This is a genomic window from Promicromonospora sp. MEB111, from assembly GCF_030209445.1.
Lineage (GTDB): Bacteria > Actinomycetota > Actinomycetes > Actinomycetales > Cellulomonadaceae > Promicromonospora.
This window is the reverse complement of record NZ_JARVSD010000028.1, coordinates 195,939-221,932: the sequence shown is the minus strand read 5'-3', so window position 1 is coordinate 221,932 and position 25,994 is coordinate 195,939. Positions and strand designations below refer to the sequence as shown.

Genomic DNA, 25,994 nt, shown 5'->3' with positions numbered 1-25,994 from the left:
GCGTTCCGGCGGGCTCGGCGGCACCGACGGCGCGCGCCTCGACGTCCGAGGCGACGCCCGGAGCGTTGCCGGGCGCGGCGTCGGCGCGCGCGGCGGGGACCCCCGCCGGCGGTACGGCGGGGACGGACGGGGCCTTGGTGGGCTCGGACTGTTCCGGAGCGGTCACAGGTTCGACCTTGTCTGCGGATCGGGGAACCGGCTGAGCGGTCGGTCGACCGGCCGGTACTGCGGGCTGCGCGGCCTGGGCGGCCGACGGACGTGCCGGGGGTTGCGACGACTGTCGCGGCACGCTGCCAGGGCGTTTCTGGTACAAGCGAGGCGGTACGGCCGGGGCAGGTTGAGCCCCGGCGTTATCGTCTGATGTCGGCTCGAGCGGTTCGTCACGCTCGGTCGGCTGACCCATCGGCACGCTCCGTGCAACTACCCGAGACGCGGGCTCTCCGCGTCCCCCCAGGGCGCACCTGACCCGCGGCGATTCCGCTGGACGGAGTCGCCCTGCCGGGCATCCTATCCAGCGAGAATCCTGCCCAAGGCCGCGTACCGGACGCCTCGAGGTGGAGGTTTCGTATCAATCCTGCCCACCATCCTGAAGCACCCTGCGAAGAACCGCAGAGGTCAGGCAGCGGACCGATCCCGGCGGGCCGGAACCTCGGCGAACCACGAGGCCGGCAGGAACGCGACGACGGCGAGGATCGCCACCCCCGCGTACGACCAGACCATGCCGAGCACGCCGGCCGGGACCACGACGTCGCCCCCGGAGCCCGGCAGCGACAGGGCCTGCACGATGCCGACCCAGCCCACACCGAACCCGAGCAGCGTGCCATAACCGGCCCAGGCGCGCGCGAGCACGCCAGCCGCGGCCGTCAGCGCGAACGCGAGGATCAGTCCGAGGTACAGGGAATCGGCCCCGTACCGGTGCACCACCGTCCCGAGAGCGCCCATCACGACGCCGAGCGCGACGGCCAGAAGAGTGCGCACGATCGTCCGTCCGAGCGGGCGTCGGGATGAGTTCACCCGAGCATTCTCCAGCATCCACCTGGGAGGACTCTGCATGTGTGGAACACTCCGCGGGTGAATACGCTCCAGGATCAGACGCAGCTCATCGTTCGACAGCGGATCCGCATGCTGGTCAACCAGTACGAGGTACGCGGCGCCCGGCCGGACGGCTCCGAGGGTGACCTCTACGCGTTCGCCCAGCAGAAGCGCATGGCCTTCCGTGAGCAGGTCACGCTCTACACCGACGACACCAAGCAGGAGTCGGTGCTCGGGTTCAAGGCCCGCCAGGTGGTCGACCTGGGCGCCACGTACGACGTCGTCGACGCGGGCGACACCCCGATCGGCACGTTCCGCAAGGACTTCGCCAAGTCGCTGCTGCGCAGCACCTGGCACGTCGAGCAGCCCGGCCTCGGTGTGGCCACCGGGACCGAGCGGAGCCTCGGCGTGGCCGTGATCCGGCGACTCGTCGAGATCGCCTGGCTGCCGTACCACTTCGACTTCGTGATCGACGGCCGGCCGGCGTTCACCGTGGAGAAGAAGTGGGGCCTGCGCGACCGGTACGTCGTGACCATCCAGGACCCGCGGCTCGACCGCCGGCTCGTGACCGCCATGGCGATCGGCCTCGACGCCCTCCAGGAGCGCTGAGCGGGGACGCGCGGCGGCTGCGAACCGACCGCACCGTCGCCATCACCGTCGAGGCGGGCGCACGGCGTGCTCGTCAGACGGGGGGATCGACGACGACGTAGGTCTCGGTCGTGAGGATCGGCGCCAGCACCCCGTTGGACAGGGCGTACCACCCGGCGACCGAACCCTCGGGCCGCGCGAGAACCGTCGCGTGCTGCACCTGTGTGGCGTGGGCCCGCATGGCCGCGACGACCCGCTCGAGCACCCCACCGACGTCCACCCGCACGACCCGCTCCCCGCCGCTCCCGCGGCCCACCGACGTGATCGGTGGAACGTCAGACGATCGGCGGTCCGAGGTGCCGATCACCTGACGTTCTACCGACCATCCGGGGAGGTCGTTCCTCGCGAGCGGCGGGAGGTCCTCGTGCGGGTCCGCCAGGGTCAGGCCCTCGGCGGCGGCGAGCGCGGTCGCCTCCGGCAGGCCGGCGAGCGTCGCCCGCGCCGCACGCACCTCGTCCGCCAGGGCGACCGCCTGCCACAGCTCGGCACCGGCCCAGGGCTCGTCCTGCCGTCCGACGCCGCCGCCTGGCTCGGCCACCTGCACCGGCTCACCGCCGCCCGGCCGCCAGACCGGGTCCGCCGCGAGCCGCAGCGCGCGGACCGTCACCTCATGGGCCCGCACGTGGTCGGGATGCCCATATCCCCCGCCGGGCTCGTACGTCGCGACGACGGCGGGGCGCGTCGTGCGGATCAGCACCGCAAGCCGTCCCGCCGGCTCGTCGAGCGGAACCCGCGCGAACGCCGTCGGCGGGGAGTCCGGCGCCGGACCGGCGACACCGGGCGCCACCCACTCCATCCCGGAGTCCTCGTACCGCACCGGGACAGCAGGCTCAGAGACCGCGCCGGCAACCAGTCCGGGGACCGCGTCGCCGTCCGGCCGGGAACCAACGCCCACAACCCGGCTGACCTGCGCGTCCACCCGCGAGAGCGAGTCGAGGAAGACCCGCTCGACCGCGCCGTCCGCACCGCCGCCCAGGGCCACGAGCGCGCGCGCCAGCTCGGTCTCCCGGTAGGCGCCCAGCGCGGGACCGTCGCCCTCCAGACCGGCCCGGCCCTCCGACGTCGTCCCGGGGAGGGCGATGACCTCGCCGCGCTCCCCGCGCGTGCAGGTCACCACGCGGGCCGGCAGCCCGGCGGCCGCGAAGGCCGCCAGCAGTCCCCCGGTCGACAGCGTCTCGTCGTCGGGATGGGCGTGCACGGCCAGCAGGCCCCCCGAGAGAGCCCCGGCAGCAAGAGCCACGTCGGGAAAAGCACTGAGTGCTGGATCTTCGCCCCCGGAACGGCTGTTCATGGGCGAAGATCCAGCACTCAGCGACGCGGGGAGGTCAGCCGCGCTTGGCGCGTGCCGTCGCGCGGGCGCGGTCGGTGGCGTTCAGGAGCACCTTGCGGATGCGGACGACCTCGGGGGTCACCTCGACGCACTCGTCCTCCTGCGCGAACTCCAGCGACTCCTCGAGCGTGAGCTTGCGCGGCGGGATCAGGTTCTCGAAGTTGTCGGCGGTCGAGGACCGCATGTTCGTCAGCTTCTTCTCCTTGGTGATGTTGACGTCCATGTCCTCGTTGCGCGAGTTCTCGCCGACGATCATGCCCTCGTACACCTCCTGCGTGGGGTCCACGAAGAAGGAGCCGCGCTCCTGCAGGTTGATCATGGCGAACGGCGTCACCTTGCCGGAGCGGTCGGCGACGAGCGAGCCGGTGTTGCGCGACTCAATCGGGCCGTGCCAGGGCTCGTAGCCCTCGGAGATCGACGCCGCGATACCCGTACCGCGGGTGTCGGTCAGGAACTGCGTGCGGAAGCCGATGAGGCCGCGCGCCGGGACCATGAACTCCATGCGGACCCAGCCGGTGCCGTGGTTCGTCATGGTCTCCATGCGGCCCTTGCGCTGCGCGAGGAGCTGCGTGACCGAGCCGAGGTACTCCTCGGGCACGTCGATGGTCATGCGCTCCATCGGCTCGTTGACCTTGCCGTCGATCGTCTTGGTGACGACCTGCGGCTTGCCGACCGTGAGCTCGAAGCCCTCGCGGCGCATCTGCTCCACCAGGATGGCCAGCGCCAGCTCACCGCGGCCCTGCACCTCCCAGGCGTCGGGACGCTCGGTCGGGAGGACCTTCAGGGAGACGTTACCGATGAGCTCGGAGTCGAGGCGGTCCTTGACCTGGCGGGCGGTGACCTTGTGGCCCTTGCCGCCCTTGCCCGCGAGCGGGGAGGTGTTGATACCGATGGTCATCGAGATCGCGGGGTCGTCCACCGTGATGAGCGGCAGCGGGCGCGGGTCGTCGATGTCCGTGAGGGTCTCGCCGATCATGATGTCGGCGATGCCCGCGACGGCGACGATCTCGCCGGGGCCGGCCTTGTCGGTCGGCACGCGGTCGAGCGCCTTGGTCTCCAGCAGCTCGGTGATCTTCACGCTCTGCAGGGTGCCGTCGTGGCGGGCCCACGCGACGCTCTGGCCCTTGGACAGGGTGCCGTTGTGGATGCGCAGCAGCGCGAGACGGCCGAGGAACGGCGACGCGTCGAGGTTGGTGACGTGCGCCTGCAGCGGCACGCCCTCCTCGTAGGTCGGGGCCGGGATCTTCTCGAGGATGGTCGCGAACAGCGGCTCGAGGTCCTCGTTGTCCGGCAGGCCGCCGTCGGCGGGCTGGTCGGTGGAGGCGCGGCCGGCCTTGGCCGACGCGTAGACGACGGGCACGTCGAGGATGGCGTCCAGGTCGAGGTCCTCGACCTCGTCCGACAGGTCGCCGGCGAGGCCGAGCAGCAGGTCGGTGGTCTCCGCGACGACCTCGCTGATGCGGGCGTCCGGGCGGTCCACCTTGTTCACCACGACGATGACGGGCAGCTTGGCCGCAAGAGCCTTGCGCAGCACGAAGCGGGTCTGGGGCAGCGGGCCCTCGGACGCGTCGACGAGCAGCACGACGCCGTCGACCATCGACAGGCCGCGCTCGACCTCGCCACCGAAGTCGGCGTGGCCCGGGGTGTCGATGACGTTGATGGTGATGCCCTCGGACTCACCGTTCGCCGCCGCCGCGGGACCGGAGTACCGGATCGCGGTGTTCTTGGCGAGGATCGTGATGCCCTTCTCGCGCTCGAGGTCGCCGGAGTCCATCACCCGGTCCTCGAGGTGCTGACGGGCTTCGAACGCCCCGGCCTGCCTGAGCATGGCGTCCACGAGCGTGGTCTTGCCGTGGTCGACGTGGGCCACGATCGCGACGTTACGCAGGTCGGAACGGGTCGCACGGGCCGAGGTCGGCGCGGTTGCAGGCACGGTCACGAAGCACTCATTTCCAGAAGGGAGGTCAGGGGCGCGGACTCTGGCCCGAAGGGGACCGGTCTCGCAGCACCAACCATCTTACCCGCGAATCGAAATCCCCAGGTGTCGACCGTGTCACTGTGCGGTGAACACCCCCGACGCGAAAGACCCTCAGGTCGCCGGGGCGGCCTGAGGGTCTTCGCGTTCACGGGACCGCGGAGGGTCAGCCGCCGATCTCCAGGCTCGCGCCCGGGATCGCGGCCAGGAGGTCCCGCGTGTACTCCTGCTGCGGGTTGTCGAACACCTCGTCGGTGGTCGCGTGCTCCACGATCCTGCCGTCCTTCATCACGGCCACGAGGTCGGCGATCTGCCGGACCACGGCCAGGTCGTGCGTGATGAAGAGGAAGGACAGCCCGAGCTCGGCCTGCAGGTCGTTGAGCAGCGTCAGGATCTGCGCCTGGACCAGCACGTCGAGCGCCGAGACGGCCTCGTCGAGCACGAGCACCTCGGGCTTGAGCGCCAGCGCACGCGCGATCGCGATGCGCTGCCGCTGCCCGCCCGACAGCTCGTTCGGGAACCGGCGCATCGTCGCCTGCGGCAGCGACACCATGTCGAGCAGCTCGCGCACCCGCGCCTCGCGGGACCTGCGGTCGCCCACCTTGTGCAGGACGAGCGGCTCCTCGATCGACCGGTAGATCGAATAGGTCGGGTCGAGCGAGCCGTACGGGTTCTGGAACACCGGCTGCACCCGACGGCGCAGCGAGAACTGCTCCTTCGCGGACATCTTCGTGACGTCCTTGCCGTCGTACATCACCGTGCCCGACGTCGGGTCGAGCAGTCCCAGCACCATGTTGGCCGCCGTGGACTTGCCGGAGCCCGACTCACCCACGAGCGCCAGGGTGTGACCCTTGGGCAGCGTGAAGTTGATGCCGTCCACCGCGGTGAAGTCGGTGTGCGAACCCGGCCGGGAACCACGGATGTGGAACACCTTGGTCAGGTCCTTCGCCACGACGACGTCGGGCGCCGTCGTCTCCGCCTCGTCGGCGTGCTCCGCGAGCAGGTCGTCCGCCTCCTGCCCGCGCTCGTGCGCGGACTGGATGCGGCGGGAGGCCAGCGACGGGGCCGACGACACGAGGCGCTTGGTGTACTCGTGCTGCGGGTCCTTGAGGATCTGCGCCGCCGGGCCGGACTCCACGACCCTGCCCTTGTACATCACGATGAGGTGCTCGGCGCGCTCGGCGGCCAGGCCCAGGTCGTGCGTGATGAACAGGACGGCTGTGCCGAGCTCCGCGGTCAGCCCCTCCAGGTGGTCCAGGATCTTCTTCTGGACCGTCACGTCGAGTGCCGACGTCGGCTCGTCCGCGATGAGCAGCTTGGGCCGCGAGGCCAGGCCGATCGCGATGAGCGCGCGCTGCCGCATGCCGCCCGAGAACTCGTGCGGGAACTGGCGGGCACGCCGGTCGGCGTCGGGCAGGCCGGCTTCGCTGAGCAGCTCGGCGACGCGCGCGGTGCGCTCCGCCTTGCCGCCCTGGAAGCCGTTGGCCACCAGCGCCTCGTCGATCTGTGCGCCGATGCGCCACACCGGGTTCAGGTTGGACATCGGGTCCTGGGGCACCAGGCCGATCTCCCGGCCGCGCAGGTCCTCGAACTGCTTGCGCCCCAGTCCGACGAGCTCGCGCCCGCCGAACGAGATGGACCCGCCGGTCACCTTGCCGGTACCCGGCAGCAGGTCGATGATCGCGTGCGCCGTCGTGGACTTGCCGGAACCCGACTCGCCCACGATCGCCACGGACTGCCCCGGGTAGACCGTGAGGTCCACGCCGCGGACGGCCTCGACCGTGCCGGTCGCCGTGGTGAACGAGATCTGCAGGTCCTTGATCTCGAGCAGCGGAGTGGTGTCGTCGTGCTTCTCGACGGGCACCGGGGCGTCCTCGGTGGTCCCGTCGGTGAGGGTGATCGTGGTGGTCATCGCTTCCTCGCCTTCGGGTCGAGGGCGTCGCGTACGACGTCGCCCATCATGATGAAGCTCAGCACGGTCAGCGCGAGCGCGGTCGCCGGGTAGATCATGATCTCCGGGGCGACCCGGATCGACGTCTGTGCCTTGGCGAGGTCGCCGCCCCACGAGACGGTCGACGTCGGCAGACCGATGCCGAGGAAGCTCAGCGTGGCCTCCGCGACGATGAACGTACCGAGCGCGACCGTCGCGTAGACGATGATCGGCGCGGCCGAGTTCGGCAGCACGTGCTTGCCGAGGATCGCGCCCCGGCCCATGCCGAGCGCCTTGGCGGCGGTGACGAACTCGTTGTTCTTCACACCGAGCACCGCACCGCGTGTGATCCGGGCGATGGACGTCCACCCGAACACCGCCAGCACGACAGCGACGACGACCGCGTTCCGGTCGTCCAGCAGGCTCATGATGACGATCGCGGCGAGCACGAACGGCACGGCGAAGAAGATGTCGGTGAACCGGGACAGGAGCGTGTCGAGCAGGCCGCCGAAGTAGCCGGCGATCGCGCCGATGAGGGTACCGATCACGACGACGAACAGCGTGGACAGGATGCCCACCGTGACCGACGCGCGTGCCCCGTAGACCGCTCGGGCATAGATGTCACAGCCCTGCTTGTCGAACCCGAAGATGTGGCCCGCGGTGGGCCCGCCCAGCGAGTCCTCGAGGTGGCACTCCGTGGGGCTGGTCGAGGTGAACAGCCCCGGGAACACCGCCATGAGGATGACGAACACGATCAGCGCCGCGGACACCCAGAACAACGCCCGGTGACGCATGTCGCGCCAGGCGTCGGACCAGAGGCTGCTCGGCGTCTCGGACGTGTCGACGGCGTCGATCACGCCGACCTTGACTACTTCCGGAGGCGCGACGAAGTGCTCTTGCCCCGGGCGGGGAGTCTTCTCGTAGCGGTTCTCAGGCATAACGGATCCTCGGGTCCAGGACGGCGTAGAAGACGTCCACGAGCAGGTTGGCGAAGATGTAGACGATGACGAGCACGGTAGCCAGCGACACCACCGTCACGTTCTCGCCGCGGATGATCGCCTGATAGAGGGTTCCGCCGACGCCGTTGATGTTGAAGATTCCCTCGGTCACGATCGAGCCGGCCATGAGGTTGCCCAGGTCGATGCCGATGAACGTGACCACGGGGATCAGCGAGTTGCGCAGCACGTGGCGCGACATCACCTTGTCGCGCGGCAGGCCCTTGGCCCGAGCGGTCCGCACGAAGTCCGCCGTGATGTTCTCGACGACTGACGTCCGTGTCAGTCGCAGGATGTAGGCGAACGATGTCGTGGCGAGCACGATCGCGGGCATCAGCAGGCTGATGAAATCAGGGTCACGGCCGGCGGTGATCGGCAGCCAGCCGAGCTGGACACCCACGACGGCCTGCATCACGAAGCCGATCACGAACGTCGGCACCGAGATGAGCACGAGGCTCCAGAGCAGCACGGTCGAGTCGAACAGCTTGCCCTTGCGGACGCCGGCCCAGAGCCCGAAGCCGATGCCGAAGACGGTCTCGATGACGATCGCCATGAGGGCGAGCTGGAAGGTCACCGGGAAGGCCTGGGCGATCACCTCGACGACCGGGCGGCCGGTGAACGTGACGCCCATGTCGAAGGTGAAGACACCCTTGAGGAAGTAGAGGTACTGCATGAGGAACGGCTGATCCAGGTGGTACGCCTCGCGGATGGCGAGCTCGGCAGCTGGTGACAGGCCACGTTCGCCGCCCAGCGCGGCCACGGGATCGCCGGGGCGCAGGAACACCAGCCCGTACAGCAACAGCGTGGCGCCGAGGAACACGGGGATCACCTGCAGCAGCCGGCGTCCGATGTACCAGAGCATTCGTAGGTCTCCTTGGTTGATGGCTGCGGAACATTCTCCCGGACGTCACCCGGTGTTGTGGCTCCGCACAGTGGAGGGCGGGGCGCGTGATTCACGCGCCCCGCCCGTCACCTGGGGTGATGAGTCACGCCGGCGGACCGGACGTGATCACAGTCACTCCGACTTGGTGACCTCGTACAGCAGCGGCATGCTGTCCCAGCCGAACTCCACGTTGTCCACGTTCTCGGAGTGCCCGGCCGTCGTGGAGTAGTACCACAGCGGGATACCCGGGAGGTCCTTGAACAGGATCTCCTGCGCCTTGTTGTAGAGCTCGTTGGCCTCGTCCAGCGAGGTGGCGGCCGCAGCCGTCTTGAGCGCCGCGTCGAACTCGTCGCTCTCGTACCGGCCGTCGTTCGAGCCGGCCAGCGCCGCCTTGCTGTAGAGCGGGCCGAGGTAGTTCTGCAGCGACGGGTAGTCAGCCGACCAGCCGGCACGGAACAGACCGTCGACCTTGCCGTCCGGGCCCTTGTCACGCTCGTTGAGGACCTCGTCGAACGTCGGGTAACCGGTCATCTCGCAGTTGATGTCGAGGTCGTTGATGTACCCGTTGCACACGGCCTCGACCCACGCCTGGTGGTCGGAGTCCGTGTTGGTGCTGATCGTCAGGACGTAGTCGTCCGGCAGCGGGTCTTCCTCGTTGGCCTCGTCCCAGAGCTTCTTGGCCTCTTCCGCGTTGTACGTGGTGACCTCGTTGCCCGGGATCTCACCGGTCCAGCCGTTGATGACCGGCGACGTGAAGTCGGTGGCCGGGATGCGGGTGCCCGCGAAGATCGTCTCCGTGATCTGCTCACGGTTGATCGCCATGGAGAGGGCCTGACGGCGCTTGAGGCCGGCGTCGCCCTGGAACTCGGGGAGCCACTCGGGCACGGTCAGGGCCGCGAAGCTGGCCGACGGCTCGCTGATGGCGCCGTCACCCAGGTCCTCCTCGAAGGTGCTCATCGCCGAGGTCGGGACGTTCTCGAGGATGTCGAGGTTCCCGCCCTGCAGGTCGGCGTACGAGGTGTTCTCGTCGGTGTAGACGATGAAGTCGAGGCCACCGTTCTGGGCCTTGCGCGGGCCGTTGTAGGCCTCGTTCGGGACCAGCTTGATCTCGGACTCGTGCTCCCAGCTCTCCAGCACGTACGGACCGTTGGTGACCGGCTTCTCGCCGAACGCCGCGGTGTCGTCGTAGTACGCGTCGGGCAGCGGGAAGTACGCCGAGTAGCCCAGGCGGATCGGGAAGTCGGACTCCGGCTGGCCCAGCGTGACCGTGAACTCGGTGTCGCTGACGACCTCGAGGCCCGACAGCGTCTCCGCGGTCGGCTCCTCGGCCATGCCGGAGACGTTGCCCTCCTCGTCGAACTCAGGAACGCCCTGCGTCTCGGCGAAGCCCTCGATGGGGTCGAAGAACCCGGCGCCCTTGGCGCCGTTGGGGCCGTAGGCCGCCCAGTTCCACGCGTCCACGAAGTTGGCCGCCGTGACCGGCGTGCCGTCGGACCACTCCCAGCCGTCCTGGATGGTGATGTTCCAGGTCTGGTTGTCGTCCGACTCGATCGACTCGGCGATCTCGTTGTGCACGACGCCCTCGGCGTCGTAGTAGACGAGGCCCGAGTAGAGCTGCTGGACGACGAGTCCACCCTCGGTCTCGTTGGTCATCGACCCGACGAGCGGGTTCTGGGGCTCGCCGTTGCTGATCGTCACGATCCCGGTGCTGGCGCCGTCGCCGGTCGCTTCGTCGCCGCTGTTGCCACCGCCACAAGCGGTCAGCACGAGCGACGAGGCGAGCGCGAACGCGCCCAGCCCCACAAGTCGCTTACGAGGTGTCACGTGTCCTCCTGGGTAGCAGTACACCCCGGCACGGCGGATGCCGTCCGGAGCGATGCGGACGCTTCGTTGCGCCCCGTGGTATCACGGAATAACGTAACCGCTCCCTGGACGTGCCGATGACCACCACCCGAGAAACTCCACCGAGTTGTGACCATCTCGGTATACACGGGTAACACCGAGTAACAGTTCTGACCAGGTGGTTCTCACGGCCGTAACACGGGTGCCGTGAGGGCTCGGAGCAGGAAATTCACCCGTTGCCCGAGGCGATGACCTCTCCGACCAGGCCTTGCGCCCGAGGCGCTCCGCGCGGCCGGCACGGGACGAACCGGCCCGACGCGGGACGAAGCGGTGCTCGGCCGTCCGCGAGACGACCGAGGACCGCCTCGGTCTGTCAGCGCTCGTAGCCGGCCGTGGTGCTGCCGCCCACGATCGGGTGACTGATCCTCGGTTCGATCCGGAACATGTGGTCCGTGCGGTTGTTGTTGAACACGCGGTTCACGGTGTAGGTGCTGCAGTCGCCGCTGCGGAACGAGCGGAAGCGCCAGTCCTTGGCCCAGCCCGTGCCGTTGTCGGTGATCATCGGGGAGATCGCCGCCCCGGCGTGCCCGCGGTCGTAGGTCGTCGAGAAGCAGATCTTGAAGGTGGTCAGCTTCACCGAGCGCCTCGTGTGCTGGGTGAAGGTCGGGATGACCGAGACCGTCACCTTGTAGTCGGTGGCCGTGACGTAGCTCGTGGTGGTCCAGATCGACGTGTGGCTGCCCACCTTCTTGAGGACGACCAAGGCCGCCGACGCGGGCTGGGCCGCCCCCATGAAGGCGAGCACCGCGAGGGCTGCCGCCAGGAACACTCGCAGGTGTCGTCGCATGTTCGGCCGGGCGGTAGGAGTGCTTGCCATGGCGTTTCTCCTTGCGTGGGTGGAAAGGATCCAGCAACCGCACGACAAGTGTCAGGGGGTGAAACCTGGTCCGCCAGGCGAGGACCGGACGTTGCCGCTAGGACGCCTGGGCGGCGACCTGTCCGTCACGCAGCTCCACCACGCGGTCCGCGCGCGCCATCAGCTCGGGGTCGTGGGTGGAGACGACGGCGGCCACGCCGCGCTCGTGCACCACCCGGGCCAGCAGGTCCATCACCACGGCCGCCGTGCCCGAGTCGAGCTGCCCGGTGGGCTCGTCCGCGAGCAGCACCTCCGGGTCGGCCACGAGCGCGCGGGCGATGCCCACGCGCTGCTGCTGCCCGCCCGAGAGCTCGTACGGCCGCTGCTTCGCGTGCCCGGTCAGGCCGACGGCGTCCAGCGCCTCCGCCACCCGTCGCGAACGCTCGCCCTGCGGGGTGCGCCGCAGGCGCAGCGGGACCTCGACGTTCTCGGCCGCGGACAGCACGGGCACCAGGCCGAACGACTGGAACACGTAGCCGATCCGGTCGCGCCGGGCCGCGAGCACGGCCTTCTCCCCCAGCGCGGTCAGCTCGGCGTCAGCGAGCCACACGCTGCCCGACGTCGGCCGGTCCAGCCCGCCGAGCAGGTTCAGCAGCGTCGTCTTGCCCGAACCGGACGGGCCGCGCACCACGAGCAGCTCGCCCGCCGCCACCTCCAGGGTCGCGTCCGACAGCGCGTGCACCTCGCCCGCGCCGGTGCCGAACACCCGGCTGAGGCCCTGGGCGCGCAGCACGGTGCGGGCCGGGGTCGTGGTGGTCATCGGTCCTCCTCGGTGGGGGCCTGGGCGGGTTCGGCCAGCGGGTCGTGGTCGGCCGGCGAGCCGGGCCCACCCGGCTCCGCGGCCTGGCCGGGCGCCGCCGGCCACACGCCCACGTGGTCCGGTTCCAGCGCCAGCCGCACGCGGTCGCGCAGGTCGAGCGCGTGCACGAAGTCCTGTGGCAGCTGCAGCCGGCCGACCCGGTCGACCACGGCGAACTCCTCCGCGACGTGCCGCTCGGCGCCGTGCTCGTCGACCTCCGTACGCCGCAGCGTCTCCGTCGACGTGCGGCCGTCGCGGATCTGGACGGTGCGGGCGACGTGCTCGGACACGGTCGGGTCGTGCGTCACGATCAGCGTCGTCACCCCCGTCTCCCGGTTCACGCCCCGCAGCGCCTCCAGCACCTCGACCGAGGTGGTCTCGTCGAGCTCGCCCGTGGGCTCGTCGGCCAGCAGCACACGCGGGTTGTTCGCCACGGCCACCGCGATGGCGGTGCGCTGCTGCTCGCCGCCGGACATCTCGCCGGGCCGCCGCCCGGCCACGTGGCCGACCTCCAGCAGGTCGAGCAGGTCCTCGACGCGACGCGCGCGCTCCCGCCTCGGGAGCGCGCCTGCCAGCTCGAGCGGGAGGCGCACGTTCTCGCTCGCCGTGAGGTAGGGCAGCAGGTTGCGCGACGTCTGCTGCCACACGAAGCCGACCGTGGCGCGCTGGTACCGCACGCGCTCGGCGTGGCCCATCGTCAGCAGGTCGGTGCCCGCCACCACCGCGGACCCGCCGGTCGGCGTGTCCAGGCCCGACAGGATGGTCAGCAGCGTGGACTTGCCCGACCCGGACGCGCCCACGACGGCGACGATCTCCCCCGGCTCGACCGTCAGCGTGAGGCCCTGCAGCGCCTGCACCTCCACGCCGTCGGTGGCGAAGATGCGCACCAGGTCGGCGCAGCGGATCTCCCCGCCGCCCGCCGGGCCGGCCGCGGGCGGCGCGCCGCCGTCCGTCAGCTCGATGGTCGTGCTCATCGGATCTCCCTCATGTCAGTCGTTGCTCCCCATCCGGAGCTGGGCGGCCACCTCACCGCGGCGGCTCAGCGCCGCCGCCACACCGACCGCGGCCAGCACCACCACGACGAACCCGGCGGCGGCCGCGCCCAGCAGCAGCGGGTCGTACCTCGCGTCGGGCTGGGTGGGGCCGCCGGTCAGCGCGGTGACGTCCACGGCGGCCAGCACCAGCTCCGGCACCACCACGCCGAGCACGGCGCCCACCACGAGCGCCACCACCGCCCAGGGTCCGATCTCCCAGCCGACCAGCCCGCGGCCGAGCCGGGGCGAGAGGCCGAGGGTCTGCAGCACGGCCAGCAGCCGGGCCCGCGCGGGGGCGGCGAGCATCAGCGTCATCACCACGGCCCCCGCGCACAGCAGCCCCGCGAGGAGCACGGCCAGCACGAACGCGATGGCCAGCCCGCCGGAGACGGGCGCCGCGAGGACGGCGTCGGCCTCCTGGTCCGGGTCCTCCACGACAGACGACGGCAGCAGCCGCGAGATCTCGGCCGTCACGGCGGCGCGGTCGGCGTCGTCGGTCAGGCCCACGAGTGCAAGGCGCGCGTAGCTGACGTCGCCCGTGGCCTCGGCGAGGCGGTCGGCGTCCGCCAGCACGAGCGAGCGGCCCGCCGGCAGGCCCGGCAGCTCGTCGACCACGTCGACGATCCGGACGGGCACGTTCCCCTCCTGCGTCGTGAGGGTGACCCCGGTGGTGCCCGGTCCGACGCCGGGGCCCGCCGCGCCGGGGGTGAGGATCACGGGCAGCGCCCCGTCGCCGTCCGCACCGCCCGACCCGGCCAGCCCGTCCAGCGTCTCGGGGGCGCCCTCGACGTCCTGCTGCGCCACCACCAGCTCCGCCGCGTCCACCGTCCACACCTCGACCCGGGGCGAGGAACCCGCGCCCTGGAGCAGGCCGTCGCCGACGTCGCCCACCGGCGACACGGCGGCGACGCCGTCGAACGCGGCGATCTGCTCCGCCACCGGCTCGTCGACGACCGGCCCGGAAACACGCAGGTCAGCGCCGGTCGCGCGCCATGCCTCGCGGACCACGCCGCCGGAGACCGTGGAGTACAGCACCGCCGAGGTCGCCGCGACGGCCACCGCGAGCACGAGCGCGACCGCCGGGACGGGGCCGCCGGCCGGGTCGCGCGTGGCGCGCGCGGCGCCGAGGAACGGGACCAGGTCGCGCCGCGGTGCGAGCGCCCGTTCGGCCGCGAGCGCGAGCCAGGGATAGGCACGGACGGCGAGCAGCGTGAGCGCCAGGGAGACCAGCAGGGGCGCCGCGGCGACGAGCGGGTCGACGCCGGCCCCGGCGCCCGAGCCCGAGCCGGCCACGACCCCGCGCGAGAGCAGCAGCCAGGCGGCGAGCGCGGCGCCCGCGACGACGAGCACCTCCAGCACCCAGCGCACCCGGCTGCGCGAGCGCGGCGCGAGGTCGGCCCGCGTGGGACGCAGGCCGGCGGGAGACGTGGCGAGCACGAGAGCCACCGCCGGGGCGAGGCCCGCGGCCACCGCGAGCAGGACCTGGGCGACGGTGACGGGGGCGTCGACGCCGACGGCGGCCGAGAGCACGAGACCCGCCGCGAACCCGGCGGCCGCCGAGCCGAGCCCGACGGCGAGTCCCTCGCCACCCATGAGCAGCCGCACCTGGGTGCCGGACGCGCCACGCGCGCGCAGCAGGGCGAGCGCGGACCGCCGCCGGTCGACGACGAGCCGCGCCCCCAGCGCCAGCACGGCGACGGTGGCGCCGAGCGGACCGACGGCGAGGACGGCGACGATCGCGTCGACCCCGGTGCGCTGCGCGAGCAGGCTCTCCAGGATCTCGGTGAGCCGGCTGGTGGGCCGCAGCTGGAGCGGCGTGGGGTCGTCGGGGCCGGCCGGGACGAGGAACGTCCTCGCCGACTGGCCGTTCATCTGGGCCAGCAGCACGGGCACGTCGGCGGCGGTCAGGCCGTCGGTGCTCACCGTGTACCAGACGCGGGTCTCGGCCACGCCGAGAGTCAGCGGCGTGATCATGGCCGGGTCCACGTAGGCGGTCGCGGTGCCGAGCAGGCCGCGGTTCGGGTCGGCGATCACCGAGGCCCTGGCCCCCAGGGCGTGGTGCAGCCAGTAGTCGGCGTCGGGGTCGCCGGTCTCGAAGATCCCGGTCACGACGAGGGACGGGTACCGGCCGGCCAGGGCGATCACGCCGGAGCCGGACAGGTTGTCGTACCGGCCGCCGAGCTCCCACCCGTAGGTCTCGGCGACGGCGCGCGACACGGCGACCTCGAACGCCGGCGCCCGCTCCGTGGGCTGGCTGATCGACTGCTCGTCCCCCACGAACACGGGCCCCGCGGTCGCGGTGGGCCAGCGCCCCTCGACCAGCTCGGCGTGCTCGGCCAGGTCCGGGGCCGTACGGAGGAAGACCTTGGCCTCGGCCAGGTCGGAGCTGCGTTCCGGGGCGGTGTACGCGGGTTCGGTCGAGGTCACGTGGAAGAGCGGAGCGCCCATCACCGAGCGCAGCGGGTCGGGGGTCTCGGCGCGCACGGCGTCCAGGTTCTCGACGAACGGCGTCCAGTCCGGCTCCTCCGGCACGCCGCTCCCGATGCTGCCCGGGTCGTAGAAGCCTCCCGTCGGCGCCTGGCCGGGGATCGAGCCCGCCACCGAGATCACGTCCCGGGCCGGGCCCGAGGCCGTCGCGGTCTCGTAGACGACCTGGTCCGCGTGCATGGTCGCGACGGCGCGCGGCGCCGTCGACAGCACCCCGGCAGCGAGGAACGCGACCACGCCCAGCGCGGCCGTCGCACCCCAGGAGGTGCGCAGCTGTCGCCGCGCGAGCAGGCCGAGCCCGGACAGTGCGCCCATCAGCGGACCTCCTCGCGGTAGGTGGTGTCGCGGGCCTGCGCGGTGACGCGCCCGCCCACCCCGACCGCGACCAGGACCAGCCCGGCCACGGCGGCGGCGAGCACCAGGCCGGTGCCCCCGGTCGCGAGGAGGAACCGCGCGGGCGGCGCCGCGTCGATCCCGGTCAGGGTCGCGGCGGCCAGGCCGCCCGCGACCAGCCGGGCCACGGCCCAGCCGGCGACCGCGCCGACGGCGAGCGCCACGATCCCGACGGTCACGAGCTCCGCGGCCCGCGCCCGGCCCTGTGCCGCCGGGCCGAGCCCCACGGCGCGCAGGACGATGACCTCGCCGCGCCGTTCCCGGAGGGTGGCCACCGCGACGGCCAGCACGCCCGCCAGCGCGAGCACGGCCGCCCCGGCCGCGGCGAGCCAGAACGAGACGCGTACCGGCACCGACGTGTCGGTGGAGCCGTAGCCCGGTGTCGTCACGGTCGGCCGTTCCCGGCTGCTGCGGCCGGCGGCCTCCGCGGCGTCCGTCGCCTGCTGGGCGAGAGAAGCCACGGCCCCTGCCGGCGCGGCGGCACCGGGCGGCCCGGCCGCGAGCCACACCTCGTTCGTGAGCGCGGGGTCGTTCACGTCGCGCACGAGCACGGCGGCGAGGGCCGCGCGGTCCACCAGGACGGCGTACGGTTCGAGCGCCCCGGGCACGGTGCCGGACGACGCCACGACCTCCACGGGGAGGCGCGTCGCGCCGAGGGTGAGCTCGAAGACGTCGCCCGTGGCGACGCCGAGCGACTCGACCAGCGAGGACGAGGCCAGGAGCGGGACGGGGCCGGCGTCCGGGGTCGTCAGGAGACGCAGCCGGTTCGCGCCCGAGACGCCGTCGCCGAGGGCCATGCTGAACGCGGCCTCCCCCTGGGTCAGCTCCAGGCCCGTCGGGCCGTCGAAGGTCGCGGACGGCGTCCACACCGGCTGGTCGACGCGCAGCCCGCCCGCCGTGATGCCGTCGACGGCGAGCGTCACCTCCGCGATCGACCACCCGGGTCGGGTGTCCACGTCCAGTGCCGCGATCCGCCACGTCTGGCCCGGCGGCGGCGCGGGGACCTCGCCCCTCAGCTCCTGCGCGACCTCGCGCTCGCCGAGGGTGCCGTCGCCGCCGTCACCCTCCGTGAGCCGCCCGAGGTCGACGGTGGCCAGAGTCCCGTCGGTGGCGGCGAGCACGAACGACAGATCGAGCTGGTGCCGCGGCGCCCAGCCCACCAGGTCCGTCTCGACGGTCTCGTGGATCCGGCCGCGCACGGTGACGCCGATGTCGCGGGCGTCGCCGACCAGGGTGGGGGCGCCGGCGAAGGCGTCGTTCGCGAGGTCGTCGGCCAGCGCCGCGGTGTCGAGCACCTCCTCCGGCGCGCGCACCACGTTCGGCACGGCGGCGGCGGGCAGCGCCAGCATCGCGACCGGCAGGCCGTCGGAGTAGGCCGTCCCGGACAGCACGGGCGCCGCGGCGCGGGCGGTGCTGCCCGGACCCGTCGTGCCCGGGAGGAACGGCGCCGGGTCGAGGCGCCCGCTCTCGGGTGCCGTGACGCGCACGTCGGCGCCGTTGGCGAGCACGTCGACGTCGGCGCGCAGGCGCTCCGCGGTACCCGTGTAGCCGCCGGCCAGGGTCGCGGCCCCGCCCGCGAGCACGAGTAGGACCACGGGCACCACGTAGACGACGATCCGGCGCGCCACCTGCCGCGCGGCCAGCGGCCCGACGACGCCGCGCGACCGTCCGGCCAGCCCCGCCCACAACCGTGTGGCCGGGCCGAGCACCGCCATGGCCGCCACGGCGAGCGCCGCCAGCGCGAGCGCGGGTGCGGCGGCGGCGGCCGGGTCGGTGCGCAGGCCGCCGGGCGTGGACACGAGCGGCGACCCGTAGCGCAGCAGCTGGGTCACGCTGACCGCGGCGGCGGCCACGGTCAGCACCACGGTGCCGAGCGCCGCGACCTGACGTACGCGTCCCGAGCGGTCGGTCACCTGGCGCCGCACCGCTGCCTGCACCTGCAGTGCCGCCACCAGGACGAGCGTCGCGGTCGCCGCCACCGCGACCGCGAGGGCCACGGCCAGGGGCGTCCTGACGGAGACCGCCGCGCCCGCCTCGGAGCCGACGACCGCACGCAGGGCCGCCCAGGCGGCGACCCCGCCCGCCGCCGCCGCGGTCAGCGCGAGCAGCGCGCCCTCCACCGCGGCCGCGGCCGTCACGGTGCCGGGCGCGGCACCGCGGGAGACCAGGAGCGCGACCTCCCCCTCCCGGGTGGCCGCCAGCAGCCGGGCCACCTGGACCAGCGCGACGAGGCCGACGAGGGCCAGCAGGCACAACGGGACGAGCGCGACGCCGTCCGCGGCACGCAGCCCGGCCCCCAGGTCGGCCGCGATCACGTCGAGCGTCCCGGTGACGGTCAGCCCGCGGGGCGCGACGTCCGTGTCCTCGCCGAGGATGCGGTCGACCTCGGACGTCAGCGCCGCCAGGGCGGGCAGGTCCTCGGGGGTGAGCGCGGCGCCGTCGGGCACCACCGTCCAGCGCGCGAACGGGTCCGTGTCCAGCCCGGCGACCACCTCCTCGCTCACCACGACGGGACCGGGGTACGCGCCGTCCGACCCGGTGAGCACGCTCGGGTCACCGAGCCAGCCCGCGTCGTCGGGCGCGGTGACGCGCCAGGTCGCGGTGATCGTGACCGCCGTACCGGTGCCCGCGGGGTCCTCGGGGTCGACGCCGATCCGGACCCGGTCGCCGACCGCCAGCCCGGCGGCCTCCGCGGCGTCGGCCTGGACCGCCGCCTCGTCCGCGGCGGCCGGCCAGGCGCCGTCGACCAGGGTGACGCCGCTCGCCCCCGCGCCCGACAGGGCCTCCTGCCGCGAGGGCGCCGGCAGGAGCGCCACCGACCAGCGGCCGAGGTCGTGCCCGTCGGCGTCCGTCGTGTACTGCGCCTCGGTCCGCACGTCGTAGGCGACCCGGTGCGGCACGCCGTCGAGCAGGTCCGCGAGCACCTCCTGCACACGCGCGTCCTGGGCGTCGGCCTCGGCACCGTCCGCGAGACGGGTGGCGAGCTGCAGCGCCCGCCCTGAGGGCTCGGCCGCGGCCAGCCCGTCGCGTGCTCCCGCCGTCGCCGCGGCCTGCGTCCAGCCGACCGTCACGCCCAGGGCGCCGGTCAGCACGGCCACCAGCAGCCAGACGAGCGCGAGCAGCCCACGGTGCGCCGTGGACCGGCGGGCAAGGAGGGTGGCTCGACTCACGGGGCCAAGGTAGCCCGGCCCTGTGACACGCACGACGAAACTAGGGGCGCCCCGGGCAACGATCCGGTCACGCCGCTCAGCCGGCGCGCTCGCCCTCCAGCGCTCCGCCCGCGGCGCGCCATCCCAGGAGGCCGCGCGCGAGGCTCACCGCGTCGAACCCGAGCTCGGTCAGCAGGTTGGCCGCGCCCCGGGAGAGCAGACCACCCGTGCAGAAGGCGATCAGCACCCGGTCGTCGGGCAGCTCGTCGGCCCGCGCCTCCAGCTCGGTCAGCGGCAGGTGCAGCGCCCCCGGGACGCGGTGGTCGCGCCACTCGCGCTCCCGGCGCACGTCGACCACGAGGGCACCTTCGCTGACGAGCCGCATCGCCTCGGCGGCACTCACCTCCGGCGGCCGCCGGACGTAGTGGCGGATGCTCATCGCCGCGCCTCCCGCCGCACGTTGACCAGGGTGAAGACGCCGCCGAGCACCGGGACGAGCGCCAGGAGCCGCGTTCGGGGCAGGAGCCCCTCCCCGAGCAGCGCCGTGACCGCCACCGCGAGATAGAGCGCGCCGTGCGCCGGGCCGAGCGCCGACGCGACGCCGTCGACGTGCACCGTGGCGAGGTTGCCGAGCAGGAGCACGATGCTCACGAGCTCCAGCACCGAGAGCACCTCCAGCGTGCGCAGCAGCGGCCTCATACCGACCCCGGCCGCACGACCATGAGCACGACGACGGCGGCCCACAGCAGGTTGAACACACCGGTCAGCAGGGTGAGGGCACGCAGCCGGGCGGCGTCGCCCGGCGCGTCGAGGGCCGCGCGCTGGCCCGGCGCGATCCGCAGCGCGAGCAGGCCGCCCGCGACGGCGGTGAGCACCATCGCCACGACCACCCAGATCTCGCCGAGGCGTCCCTGGACGGCCGCGAGCACGAGGCCGATCACGGGTACGACGAGGGCCAGCACGCCGTAGACCCGGGTCACGCCGTGCAGCATCCGCGCCACCGAGGCGCTGCGCCCGGACCGGGCATCCGGCTCCGCGGGGTCTCCGGCCGGGCCCGCGGCGGGATCGGCCGCGCCGGCCGACAGCGGCGCGAAACGCGGGAACAGGCTGGTGGTCACCGCCACCGGGCCGACGAACAGGATGCCCGCGAGCACGTGCGCGGACAGCAGCAGATTCTCCATACCTTCAGCCTAACTGAAGGATGGCCATGCTTCAGACCACCTGAAGGTTGGCGTGGCCCCGGAACGGACCAGCCGTTCCGTTTCGCCGGCCCCGCGTCACCGGCTCCGCGTCACCGGCTCCGCGCCATGTGCTCCTCGATCTGCCGCCGCAGCGCCTCGGTGAGCACGGGGTACTCCTCGGCGAACCGGGCGTCGAGCACGGCGACCCGCTCCGCCGCCTGGCCCAGCAGCCGCTCGCCGGCCGCGGTCACCCGAAGGCGCGACGCGGCGCCCGCGCGCGCCGTGGTGTCCTCGACCAGGCCGTCCGCCGCGAACGCGGCCACGGCGGTGTGCGCGCTCTGCACAGTGATGCGCGAGCGGCGGGCCAGCTCGCTGAACGAGACCCCCGGCGTGGCGCGGATGTGTCCCAGCAGGCCGTACTTGCGGGTCGTGAGGCCGAGCGGCTTGAGCGCGTCCGCGAACGCGGCGTCCCAGACCCGGCCGATCGTCAGCAGGGCGATCGTCGGGCTGAACGGCGGTTTCTCGGGCATGGCAGCAGGCTATCCGGGGCGGCCGCCGCCGGCGTCCGGCAGCCCGGACATGACGCAGACCCCCTCGCCGTGGTGGGCCGGACGGCTCCACCAGGCCAGGGGGCCTCGTGACATCAGGACGGCGACGTCGCCGCCGTCGTACGTGCTAGCGCTGGTTCGCGGGGACGTACGGGCGCTCGGTGGCGCCGGTGTAGACCTGGCGCGGGCGCCCGATCTTGGTCTGCGGGTCCTTGATCATCTCGCGCCACTGGGCGATCCAGCCGGGCATCCGGCCCAGCGCGAACAGCGGCGTGAACATGGCCGGCTCGAAGCCCATGGCCTTGTAGATGAGGCCCGTGTAGAAGTCGACGTTCGGGTAGAGCTTGCGCTCCACGAAGTAGTCGTCCGAGAGGGCGATCTCCTCCAGCCCGCGCGCGATGTCGAGCAGCTCGTCCTTGGCGCCGAGCTTGTCGAGCACCTCGTCCGCCGACTTCTTCACGATCGCGGCGCGCGGGTCGTAGGACTTGTACACGCGGTGGCCGAAGCCCATCAGGCGCACGCCGTCCTGCTTGTTCTTGACCTTCTCCATGAAGGTCTCGACGGTCTCGCCACCCGAGCGGATCTTCTCCAGCATGGTCAGCACGGCCTCGTTGGCCCCGCCGTGCGCCGGGCCCGAGAGCGCGTTCACGCCCGCGGCCACCGAGGCGTACAAGGTCGCGTTGGACGAGCCGACCACTCGCACCGTGGACGTGGAGCAGTTCTGCTCGTGGTCCGCGTGCAGCACGAGCAGCTTCTCCAGCGCGTCCACGATCACCGGGTCGGCCTCGTAGGCCTCGTACGGCGTCGCGAACGTCATGCGCAGGAAGTCCTCGACGTAGCCGCGCGAGTAGTCCGGGTACAGCAGGGGCTCGCCCACGCGGCGCCGGTGCAGGTAGGACGTGATGGTGCGCGTCTTGGCGAGCAGCAGCACGGTGGCCAGGTCGACCTGCTCGTCGTCCGCCGGGTCGAGCGACTCCGGGTAGAACGTGGACAGCGCGTTCACCGCGGAGGCGAGCACCGCCATCGGGTGCGCGTTGCGCGGGAACGTTCCCATGAACGTGCGGAAGTCCTCGTGCACCAGGGTGTGCCGGTTGACGCGCTCGGTGAACGCGTCCAGCTCCGCGGTGCTCGGCAGCTCGCCGTAGATGAGCAGGTAGGCCACCTCGAGGAAGCCGGAGGCCTCGGCGAGCTGGTCGATGGGGTACCCGCGGTAGCGCAGGATGCCGGCGTCGCCGTCGATGTACGTGATCGAGGACTCGCACGACGCCGTGTTCATGAAGCCGGGGTCGACCGTGACCAGACCCGTGTCCTTGAGCAGCGACGACACGACGATGCCGTCGTTGCCCTCGCTGGCAGCGACGACAGGCAGGGTGTGAGTGGTTCCGTCGACGGCGAGCTCGACGCGGCTCGAGCCGTCCAGCGGTGTGGAGGTCATGTCTTCCTTCCTGAGTGGCGCACGAGGGACGCTGCTGTGAAAGAAAGGTGTCGGGACAGCGTCGACCTGGGGCACGACAGTATCGCGCCCTGCTTTAGTTTTTCCAATCCATCGGTCAAGGCTGCGTGATGCGTGTCACAGCATCGGCAATCTGCGCGTCAGTCGAGGTCAGCGCCACCCGCGTGTGCGTGCCGTCGCCGTACAGGTGGCCCGGCGCGGTCAGGATGCCCCGGGCCGCGAACCACTCGGCGACCTCCAGGCCCGGCCGCCCGTCCGGCGCCGCCACCCAGAGGTACAGGCCGGCCTCCGACCCGTCGATGACGAACCCTGCCTCGACGACCGCGGCGGCCAGCGCCCGGCGCCGGGCGCCGTAGGCCTCGCGCTGGGCGGCGACGTGCGCGTCGTCCGCCAGGGCCGCCGTCATGGCGGCCTGCACCGGCGCGGGCACGATGAGGCCCAGGTGCTTGCGGGTCTGTGTGAGATCGGCGACCAGGGCGCCGTCGCCCGCGAGGAAGGCGGCGCGGTAGCCCGCGATGCTGGACTGCTTGGAGAGGGAGTAGGCGGCGAGCAGGCCCTCGTGCGACCCGCCGCACACGCGCGAGTCGAGGATCGAGGGCACGCCGCCCGTGCCGGTCGCGGCATCGTAGGGGGAATCCCACACCAGCTCGGCGTAGCACTCGTCGGAGACGACGACGGCGCCGATGGCGCGCGCGGCCTCGACCACGGCGCGCAGGGCTTCGACGCCGAGCACCCGGCCGGTGGGGTTGCCGGGGCTGTTGACCCAGACCATCCTCACGTCGTCCCGGCCGGCCCAGTCGGCGACGTCGTCGGTCGCGAGCGGCGTGGCTCCGGCCGCGCGGATACCCGCGAGGTAGGTGGGGTAGGCCACGGCGGGGTGCACCACCACGTCGCCGGGGCCCAGGTGCAGCAGGGAGGGCAGCAGACCCACGAGTTCCTTGGAGCCGACGGTCGGCACCACCGCCGCCGGGTCGAGACCCGGCACCCCGCGGCGCCGGGCGAACCAGTCGGCGACGGCCTGGCGCAGCGCGGGCGTGCCGGCGGTCATCGGGTAGCCCGGCGCGTTCGACGCGGCCTCGAGCGCCCGCCGCACGACCTCGGGTGTCGGGTCCACGGGCGTACCCATGGAGAGGTCGATCAGGCCGCCCGGGTGGGCCTTCGCCGTCGCCGTGATGCCGTCGATCGAGTCCCAGGCGAAGGGAAGGTCCGAGAGGTCGTGCAGACCCACGTCAGGCCTGGGGCGGAAGGGCCGCGATCATCGGGTCGTCCTTCTCGATGACGCCCATCTTCGCGGCGCCGCCGGGCGAGCCCAGGTCGTCGAAGAACTCCACGTTCGCGCGGTAGTAGTCCTTCCACTCGTCGGGGACGTCGTCCTCGTAGTAGATGGCCTCGACCGGGCAGACCGGCTCGCACGCGCCGCAGTCCACGCACTCGTCCGGGTGGATGTAGAGGGAGCGGCTGCCCTCGTAGATGCAGTCCACGGGACACTCCTCGATGCACGCCCGGTCCTTGACGTCGACGCACGGCTGAGCGATCACGTAGGTCACTTGGAGGGTGTCCTTCCACTTCCGGACTGAGGATCATGCACGATGCCGACCGCGGTACGACCCGGCGGGGCGATCCTAGTATCTCTCGGGATGCCCCCTGATCCCCACCGGTCTCACGCAGCGGAAGGAGAACGGACGTGACATTCGCTACACCGGCCGCGCCCGGCGGGTGGCGAGACCTGCGCCCCGGCACCCGCGTGGTGGTGCGGCGCCGGCTCGCGCCGTCCGGCCCCGTGCGGTCCGACGGCGGCACGGCTCACCGCTGGACGGACCTCATCGGCTTCGTCGTCGGGGTGTCCGACGCCGGGCTGCGGCTGCGCACCGACCCGGTGCCCGGCCGCGGGGAGCCCCGGGAGGTCGACGTGCCGGCCTCCGACATCGAGGCCGCCAAGCCGATCCCCCCGAGGCCCGTCAGGCGTTCCGGTCCACCCAGATGACACCGGTCGGGCACATGCTCACGGCCTCCTGCACCGCGAAGTCGTGCTCGGCGGACGGCCGCTCGTCGAGCAGCACGACGATGCCCTCCTCGTCCTGGTCGAACACGTCGGGTGCGAGCAGGACGCACTGGCCGGCGCCACAGCAGGCGTCGCGGTCCACGTTGATCTTCATGGGGGTCACTCTCCCCACTTGACGGGCAGTTCGTCGAATCCGGCCACGAGGAGACCCTCCTTGCGCGGCACCGACTCGACGGGCACCGCCAGCTCCAGGCTCGGCACCTTGCGCACCAGGGCGGCGAGCACGATCTGCAGCTCGGTGCGCGCCAGCGACTGGCCGAGGCACGAGTACGAGCCCGCGCCGAACGAGAGGTGGGGGTTCGGACGGCGCCCCAGGTCCATCTCGTCCGCGCCCTCGAACGTGCCCTCGTCCCGGTTCGCCGCCGCCAGGCTGCACACCACGGTGGTGCCCGCGGGGACGGTCTCCCCGGCGATCTCGATCTCCTCGTCCACCCAGCGCACCATGCCGAAGCCCGCGTTGGGGTCGAACCGCAGCGACTCCTCGACCGCGCTGCGCACCAGCGAGGGGTCGGCGACGAGCTGCTCCCACCGGGAGCGGTCGCCCAGGAACAGCGCCATCATCTTGGCGATGTGGCTCGCGGTGGTCTCGTGGCCGGCCACGAGCAGGGCCATGCTGGTGCCGATCACGGTCTGCGCCGTCAGCCGCGGGTCGTTCTGGTCCACGAGCGCGATGAGCTCGGAGATCAGGTCCTGGCCCGGCTCGGCCCGCTTGGCCTCGACCAGTGCGGCCATGTACGCACCGAACTCCTGGCGCGCCGCCGAGATCTCCTCCTGCGTGTACCGCGTGGTGCTCAGCGCCGTGTCCGACCAGTACGGGAACCGCTCCCGCTCGTCCTCCGGCACGCCCAGCAGCTCGCAGATCGCCCAGACGGGCAGCGGGAACGCGACGGACGGGACCAGGTCCGCGCTCGCGCCGGCGGCCAGCATGTCGTCGATGAGCTGCTCGGCCTTCGCCTCGATGCCGGGAGCCATCGCCTGCACCCGCTTGGCGGTGAACGTCGCGTTGACGAGCCGCCGCCAGGCCTGGTGCTGCTCCTCGTTGGCCATGACCCCGGTCGGGTCGTTGCTGAACGTGCCGCCGTCGTCCTGGGAGCCCACGCCCGTGCCGCTCGCCGGGATGACGCGGCCGAACCGGCCGTCGGTCAGCATGGCGCGGACGTCGTCGTACCGGGTCAGCAGGGTGGCCTCGCCACCGCTGGCGAGGCGCACCCTGGCCACAGGGCACTGCTGGCGCAGCTCGGCCCACTCCGGTGGCGGCTCGATGGCACGATCCGACGGGATGGGGTAATCGAGCAGGTCAGACATCTTGTCCTCCGGTTGGCTGAGGGGGTGAGTCC

Annotated in this window: 23 protein-coding genes; 2 read left to right on the top strand and 21 right to left on the bottom strand. The window is 72.5% G+C overall.

Translation table 11 applies throughout. The features are described from left to right. Positions 1-615: 615 nt before the first annotated feature. The gene (locus QRN56_RS26795) at positions 616-1,014 is read right to left on the bottom strand and encodes a hypothetical protein (protein WP_285108427.1); all 399 of its coding nucleotides are present in this window, start codon (positions 1,012-1,014) and stop codon (positions 616-618) included. 57 nt (positions 1,015-1,071) lie between these two features. Here QRN56_RS26795 and QRN56_RS26790 point away from each other — a divergent pair, with 57 nt between their 5' ends. Further along, the gene (locus QRN56_RS26790) at positions 1,072-1,641 is read left to right on the top strand and encodes an LURP-one-related family protein (RefSeq protein WP_285108426.1); all 570 of its coding nucleotides are present in this window, start codon (positions 1,072-1,074) and stop codon (positions 1,639-1,641) included. A 73-nt stretch (positions 1,642-1,714) separates the two neighbouring features. Here the strand turns inward: QRN56_RS26790 and QRN56_RS26785 are convergent, their stop codons facing one another. From QRN56_RS26785 to fdxA, 18 genes are all read right to left on the bottom strand, one after another. After that, positions 1,715-2,920 (bottom strand): PIG-L family deacetylase, encoded by a 1,206-nt coding sequence (locus tag QRN56_RS26785; RefSeq protein ID WP_285108425.1) that lies wholly within the window; start codon positions 2,918-2,920, stop codon positions 1,715-1,717. An 85-nt stretch (positions 2,921-3,005) separates the two neighbouring features. Beyond that, positions 3,006-4,949 carry a translational GTPase TypA gene (typA, locus tag QRN56_RS26780; RefSeq protein WP_502928847.1) on the bottom strand — a complete coding sequence of 648 codons (1,944 nt, stop codon included), beginning with the start codon at positions 4,947-4,949 and terminating at the stop codon, positions 3,006-3,008. 202 nt (positions 4,950-5,151) lie between these two features. After that, on the bottom strand, positions 5,152-6,897 hold the full coding sequence (locus tag QRN56_RS26775) for a dipeptide ABC transporter ATP-binding protein (RefSeq protein ID WP_285108423.1): 1,746 nt from the start codon (positions 6,895-6,897) through the stop codon (positions 5,152-5,154). Then, entirely contained in the window at positions 6,894-7,853 is a 960-nt protein-coding gene (locus QRN56_RS26770; RefSeq protein ID WP_285108422.1) for an ABC transporter permease, read from the bottom strand. Before QRN56_RS26770 ends, QRN56_RS26775 begins: the two co-directional genes overlap by 4 nt. Then, positions 7,846-8,772, bottom strand: coding sequence for an ABC transporter permease (locus QRN56_RS26765; RefSeq protein WP_285108421.1), 927 nt, complete (start codon positions 8,770-8,772; stop codon positions 7,846-7,848). Before QRN56_RS26765 ends, QRN56_RS26770 begins: the two co-directional genes overlap by 8 nt. A gap of 153 nt (positions 8,773-8,925) precedes the next feature. Next, positions 8,926-10,617: a peptide ABC transporter substrate-binding protein gene (locus tag QRN56_RS26760; protein ID WP_285108419.1), complete on the bottom strand. Its 1,692-nt coding sequence runs from the start codon at positions 10,615-10,617 to the stop codon at positions 8,926-8,928. Between the two features lie 391 nt (positions 10,618-11,008). Then, positions 11,009-11,512: a hypothetical protein gene (locus tag QRN56_RS26755; RefSeq protein ID WP_285108417.1), complete on the bottom strand. Its 504-nt coding sequence runs from the start codon at positions 11,510-11,512 to the stop codon at positions 11,009-11,011. Positions 11,513-11,609: 97 nt separating this feature from the next. Continuing rightward, positions 11,610-12,311 carry an ABC transporter ATP-binding protein gene (locus QRN56_RS26750; protein WP_285108415.1) on the bottom strand — a complete coding sequence of 234 codons (702 nt, stop codon included), beginning with the start codon at positions 12,309-12,311 and terminating at the stop codon, positions 11,610-11,612. Next, positions 12,308-13,324: an ABC transporter ATP-binding protein gene (locus tag QRN56_RS26745; protein WP_285108414.1), complete on the bottom strand. Its 1,017-nt coding sequence runs from the start codon at positions 13,322-13,324 to the stop codon at positions 12,308-12,310. The genes QRN56_RS26750 and QRN56_RS26745 overlap by 4 nt, the downstream gene beginning before the upstream one ends. A gap of 15 nt (positions 13,325-13,339) precedes the next feature. Next, entirely contained in the window at positions 13,340-16,186 is a 2,847-nt protein-coding gene (locus QRN56_RS26740; protein WP_285108413.1) for an FtsX-like permease family protein, read from the bottom strand. Next, entirely contained in the window at positions 16,186-19,434 is a 3,249-nt protein-coding gene (locus QRN56_RS26735; protein WP_285108411.1) for an FtsX-like permease family protein, read from the bottom strand. The genes QRN56_RS26740 and QRN56_RS26735 overlap by 1 nt, the downstream gene beginning before the upstream one ends. 76 nt (positions 19,435-19,510) lie before the next feature. Further along, positions 19,511-19,852 (bottom strand): rhodanese-like domain-containing protein, encoded by a 342-nt coding sequence (locus QRN56_RS26730; RefSeq protein WP_285108409.1) that lies wholly within the window; start codon positions 19,850-19,852, stop codon positions 19,511-19,513. Further along, positions 19,849-20,112 (bottom strand): hypothetical protein, encoded by a 264-nt coding sequence (locus QRN56_RS26725; RefSeq protein ID WP_285108408.1) that lies wholly within the window; start codon positions 20,110-20,112, stop codon positions 19,849-19,851. Before QRN56_RS26725 ends, QRN56_RS26730 begins: the two co-directional genes overlap by 4 nt. After that, entirely contained in the window at positions 20,109-20,594 is a 486-nt protein-coding gene (locus QRN56_RS26720; RefSeq protein ID WP_285108407.1) for a hypothetical protein, read from the bottom strand. The genes QRN56_RS26725 and QRN56_RS26720 overlap by 4 nt, the downstream gene beginning before the upstream one ends. 110 nt (positions 20,595-20,704) lie before the next feature. Beyond that, on the bottom strand, positions 20,705-21,124 hold the full coding sequence (locus QRN56_RS26715; protein ID WP_285108405.1) for a MarR family winged helix-turn-helix transcriptional regulator: 420 nt from the start codon (positions 21,122-21,124) through the stop codon (positions 20,705-20,707). A 145-nt stretch (positions 21,125-21,269) separates the two neighbouring features. Then, on the bottom strand, positions 21,270-22,577 hold the full coding sequence (locus QRN56_RS26710) for a citrate synthase (RefSeq protein WP_285108403.1): 1,308 nt from the start codon (positions 22,575-22,577) through the stop codon (positions 21,270-21,272). Between the two features lie 115 nt (positions 22,578-22,692). After that, a complete protein-coding gene (dapC, locus tag QRN56_RS26705; protein WP_285108401.1) occupies positions 22,693-23,823 on the bottom strand; it encodes a succinyldiaminopimelate transaminase in 1,131 nt (376 codons plus the stop codon). A 1-nt stretch (position 23,824) separates the two neighbouring features. Then, entirely contained in the window at positions 23,825-24,142 is a 318-nt protein-coding gene (gene fdxA, locus QRN56_RS26700) for a ferredoxin (protein ID WP_020017584.1), read from the bottom strand. Between the two features lie 137 nt (positions 24,143-24,279). Here fdxA and QRN56_RS26695 point away from each other — a divergent pair, with 137 nt between their 5' ends. Further along, complete coding sequence (locus QRN56_RS26695; RefSeq protein ID WP_285108399.1) at positions 24,280-24,579, top strand: DUF6725 family protein; 300 nt, start codon at positions 24,280-24,282, stop codon at positions 24,577-24,579. On the opposite strand, the gene QRN56_RS26690 is transcribed toward QRN56_RS26695, so the two are convergent. Together QRN56_RS26690 and QRN56_RS26685 are read right to left on the bottom strand one after the other, a co-directional pair. Next, the gene (locus tag QRN56_RS26690; RefSeq protein WP_285108398.1) at positions 24,554-24,751 is read right to left on the bottom strand and encodes a ferredoxin; all 198 of its coding nucleotides are present in this window, start codon (positions 24,749-24,751) and stop codon (positions 24,554-24,556) included. The genes QRN56_RS26695 and QRN56_RS26690 overlap by 26 nt on opposite strands. A gap of 5 nt (positions 24,752-24,756) precedes the next feature. Then, positions 24,757-25,962, bottom strand: a complete 1,206-nt coding sequence (locus tag QRN56_RS26685; protein WP_285108396.1) for a cytochrome P450 — start codon at positions 25,960-25,962, stop codon at positions 24,757-24,759. Positions 25,963-25,994 lie beyond the last annotated feature (32 nt).

What these genes read in the sequence shown, in the direction of transcription:
- QRN56_RS26690 (WP_285108398.1), bottom strand. Translation starts at nt 24,751, where the DNA reads ATGAAGATCAACGTGGACCGCGACGCCTGCTGTGGCGCCGGCCAGTGC.
- QRN56_RS26775 (WP_285108423.1), bottom strand. Translation starts at nt 6,897, where the DNA reads ATGACCACCACGATCACCCTCACCGACGGGACCACCGAGGACGCCCCG.
- QRN56_RS26720 (WP_285108407.1), bottom strand. Translation starts at nt 20,594, where the DNA reads ATGGAGAATCTGCTGCTGTCCGCGCACGTGCTCGCGGGCATCCTGTTC.
- QRN56_RS26755 (WP_285108417.1), bottom strand. Translation starts at nt 11,512, where the DNA reads ATGGCAAGCACTCCTACCGCCCGGCCGAACATGCGACGACACCTGCGA.
- QRN56_RS26715 (WP_285108405.1), bottom strand. Translation starts at nt 21,124, where the DNA reads ATGCCCGAGAAACCGCCGTTCAGCCCGACGATCGCCCTGCTGACGATC.
- QRN56_RS26725 (WP_285108408.1), bottom strand. Translation starts at nt 20,112, where the DNA reads ATGAGGCCGCTGCTGCGCACGCTGGAGGTGCTCTCGGTGCTGGAGCTC.
- QRN56_RS26745 (WP_285108414.1), bottom strand. Translation starts at nt 13,324, where the DNA reads ATGAGCACGACCATCGAGCTGACGGACGGCGGCGCGCCGCCCGCGGCC.
- QRN56_RS26750 (WP_285108415.1), bottom strand. Translation starts at nt 12,311, where the DNA reads ATGACCACCACGACCCCGGCCCGCACCGTGCTGCGCGCCCAGGGCCTC.
- QRN56_RS26685 (WP_285108396.1), bottom strand. Translation starts at nt 25,962, where the DNA reads ATGTCTGACCTGCTCGATTACCCCATCCCGTCGGATCGTGCCATCGAG.
- QRN56_RS26765 (WP_285108421.1), bottom strand. Translation starts at nt 8,772, where the DNA reads ATGCTCTGGTACATCGGACGCCGGCTGCTGCAGGTGATCCCCGTGTTC.
- QRN56_RS26710 (WP_285108403.1), bottom strand. Translation starts at nt 22,577, where the DNA reads ATGACCTCCACACCGCTGGACGGCTCGAGCCGCGTCGAGCTCGCCGTC.
- QRN56_RS26770 (WP_285108422.1), bottom strand. Translation starts at nt 7,853, where the DNA reads ATGCCTGAGAACCGCTACGAGAAGACTCCCCGCCCGGGGCAAGAGCAC.
- QRN56_RS26740 (WP_285108413.1), bottom strand. Translation starts at nt 16,186, where the DNA reads ATGGGCGCACTGTCCGGGCTCGGCCTGCTCGCGCGGCGACAGCTGCGC.
- QRN56_RS26730 (WP_285108409.1), bottom strand. Translation starts at nt 19,852, where the DNA reads ATGAGCATCCGCCACTACGTCCGGCGGCCGCCGGAGGTGAGTGCCGCC.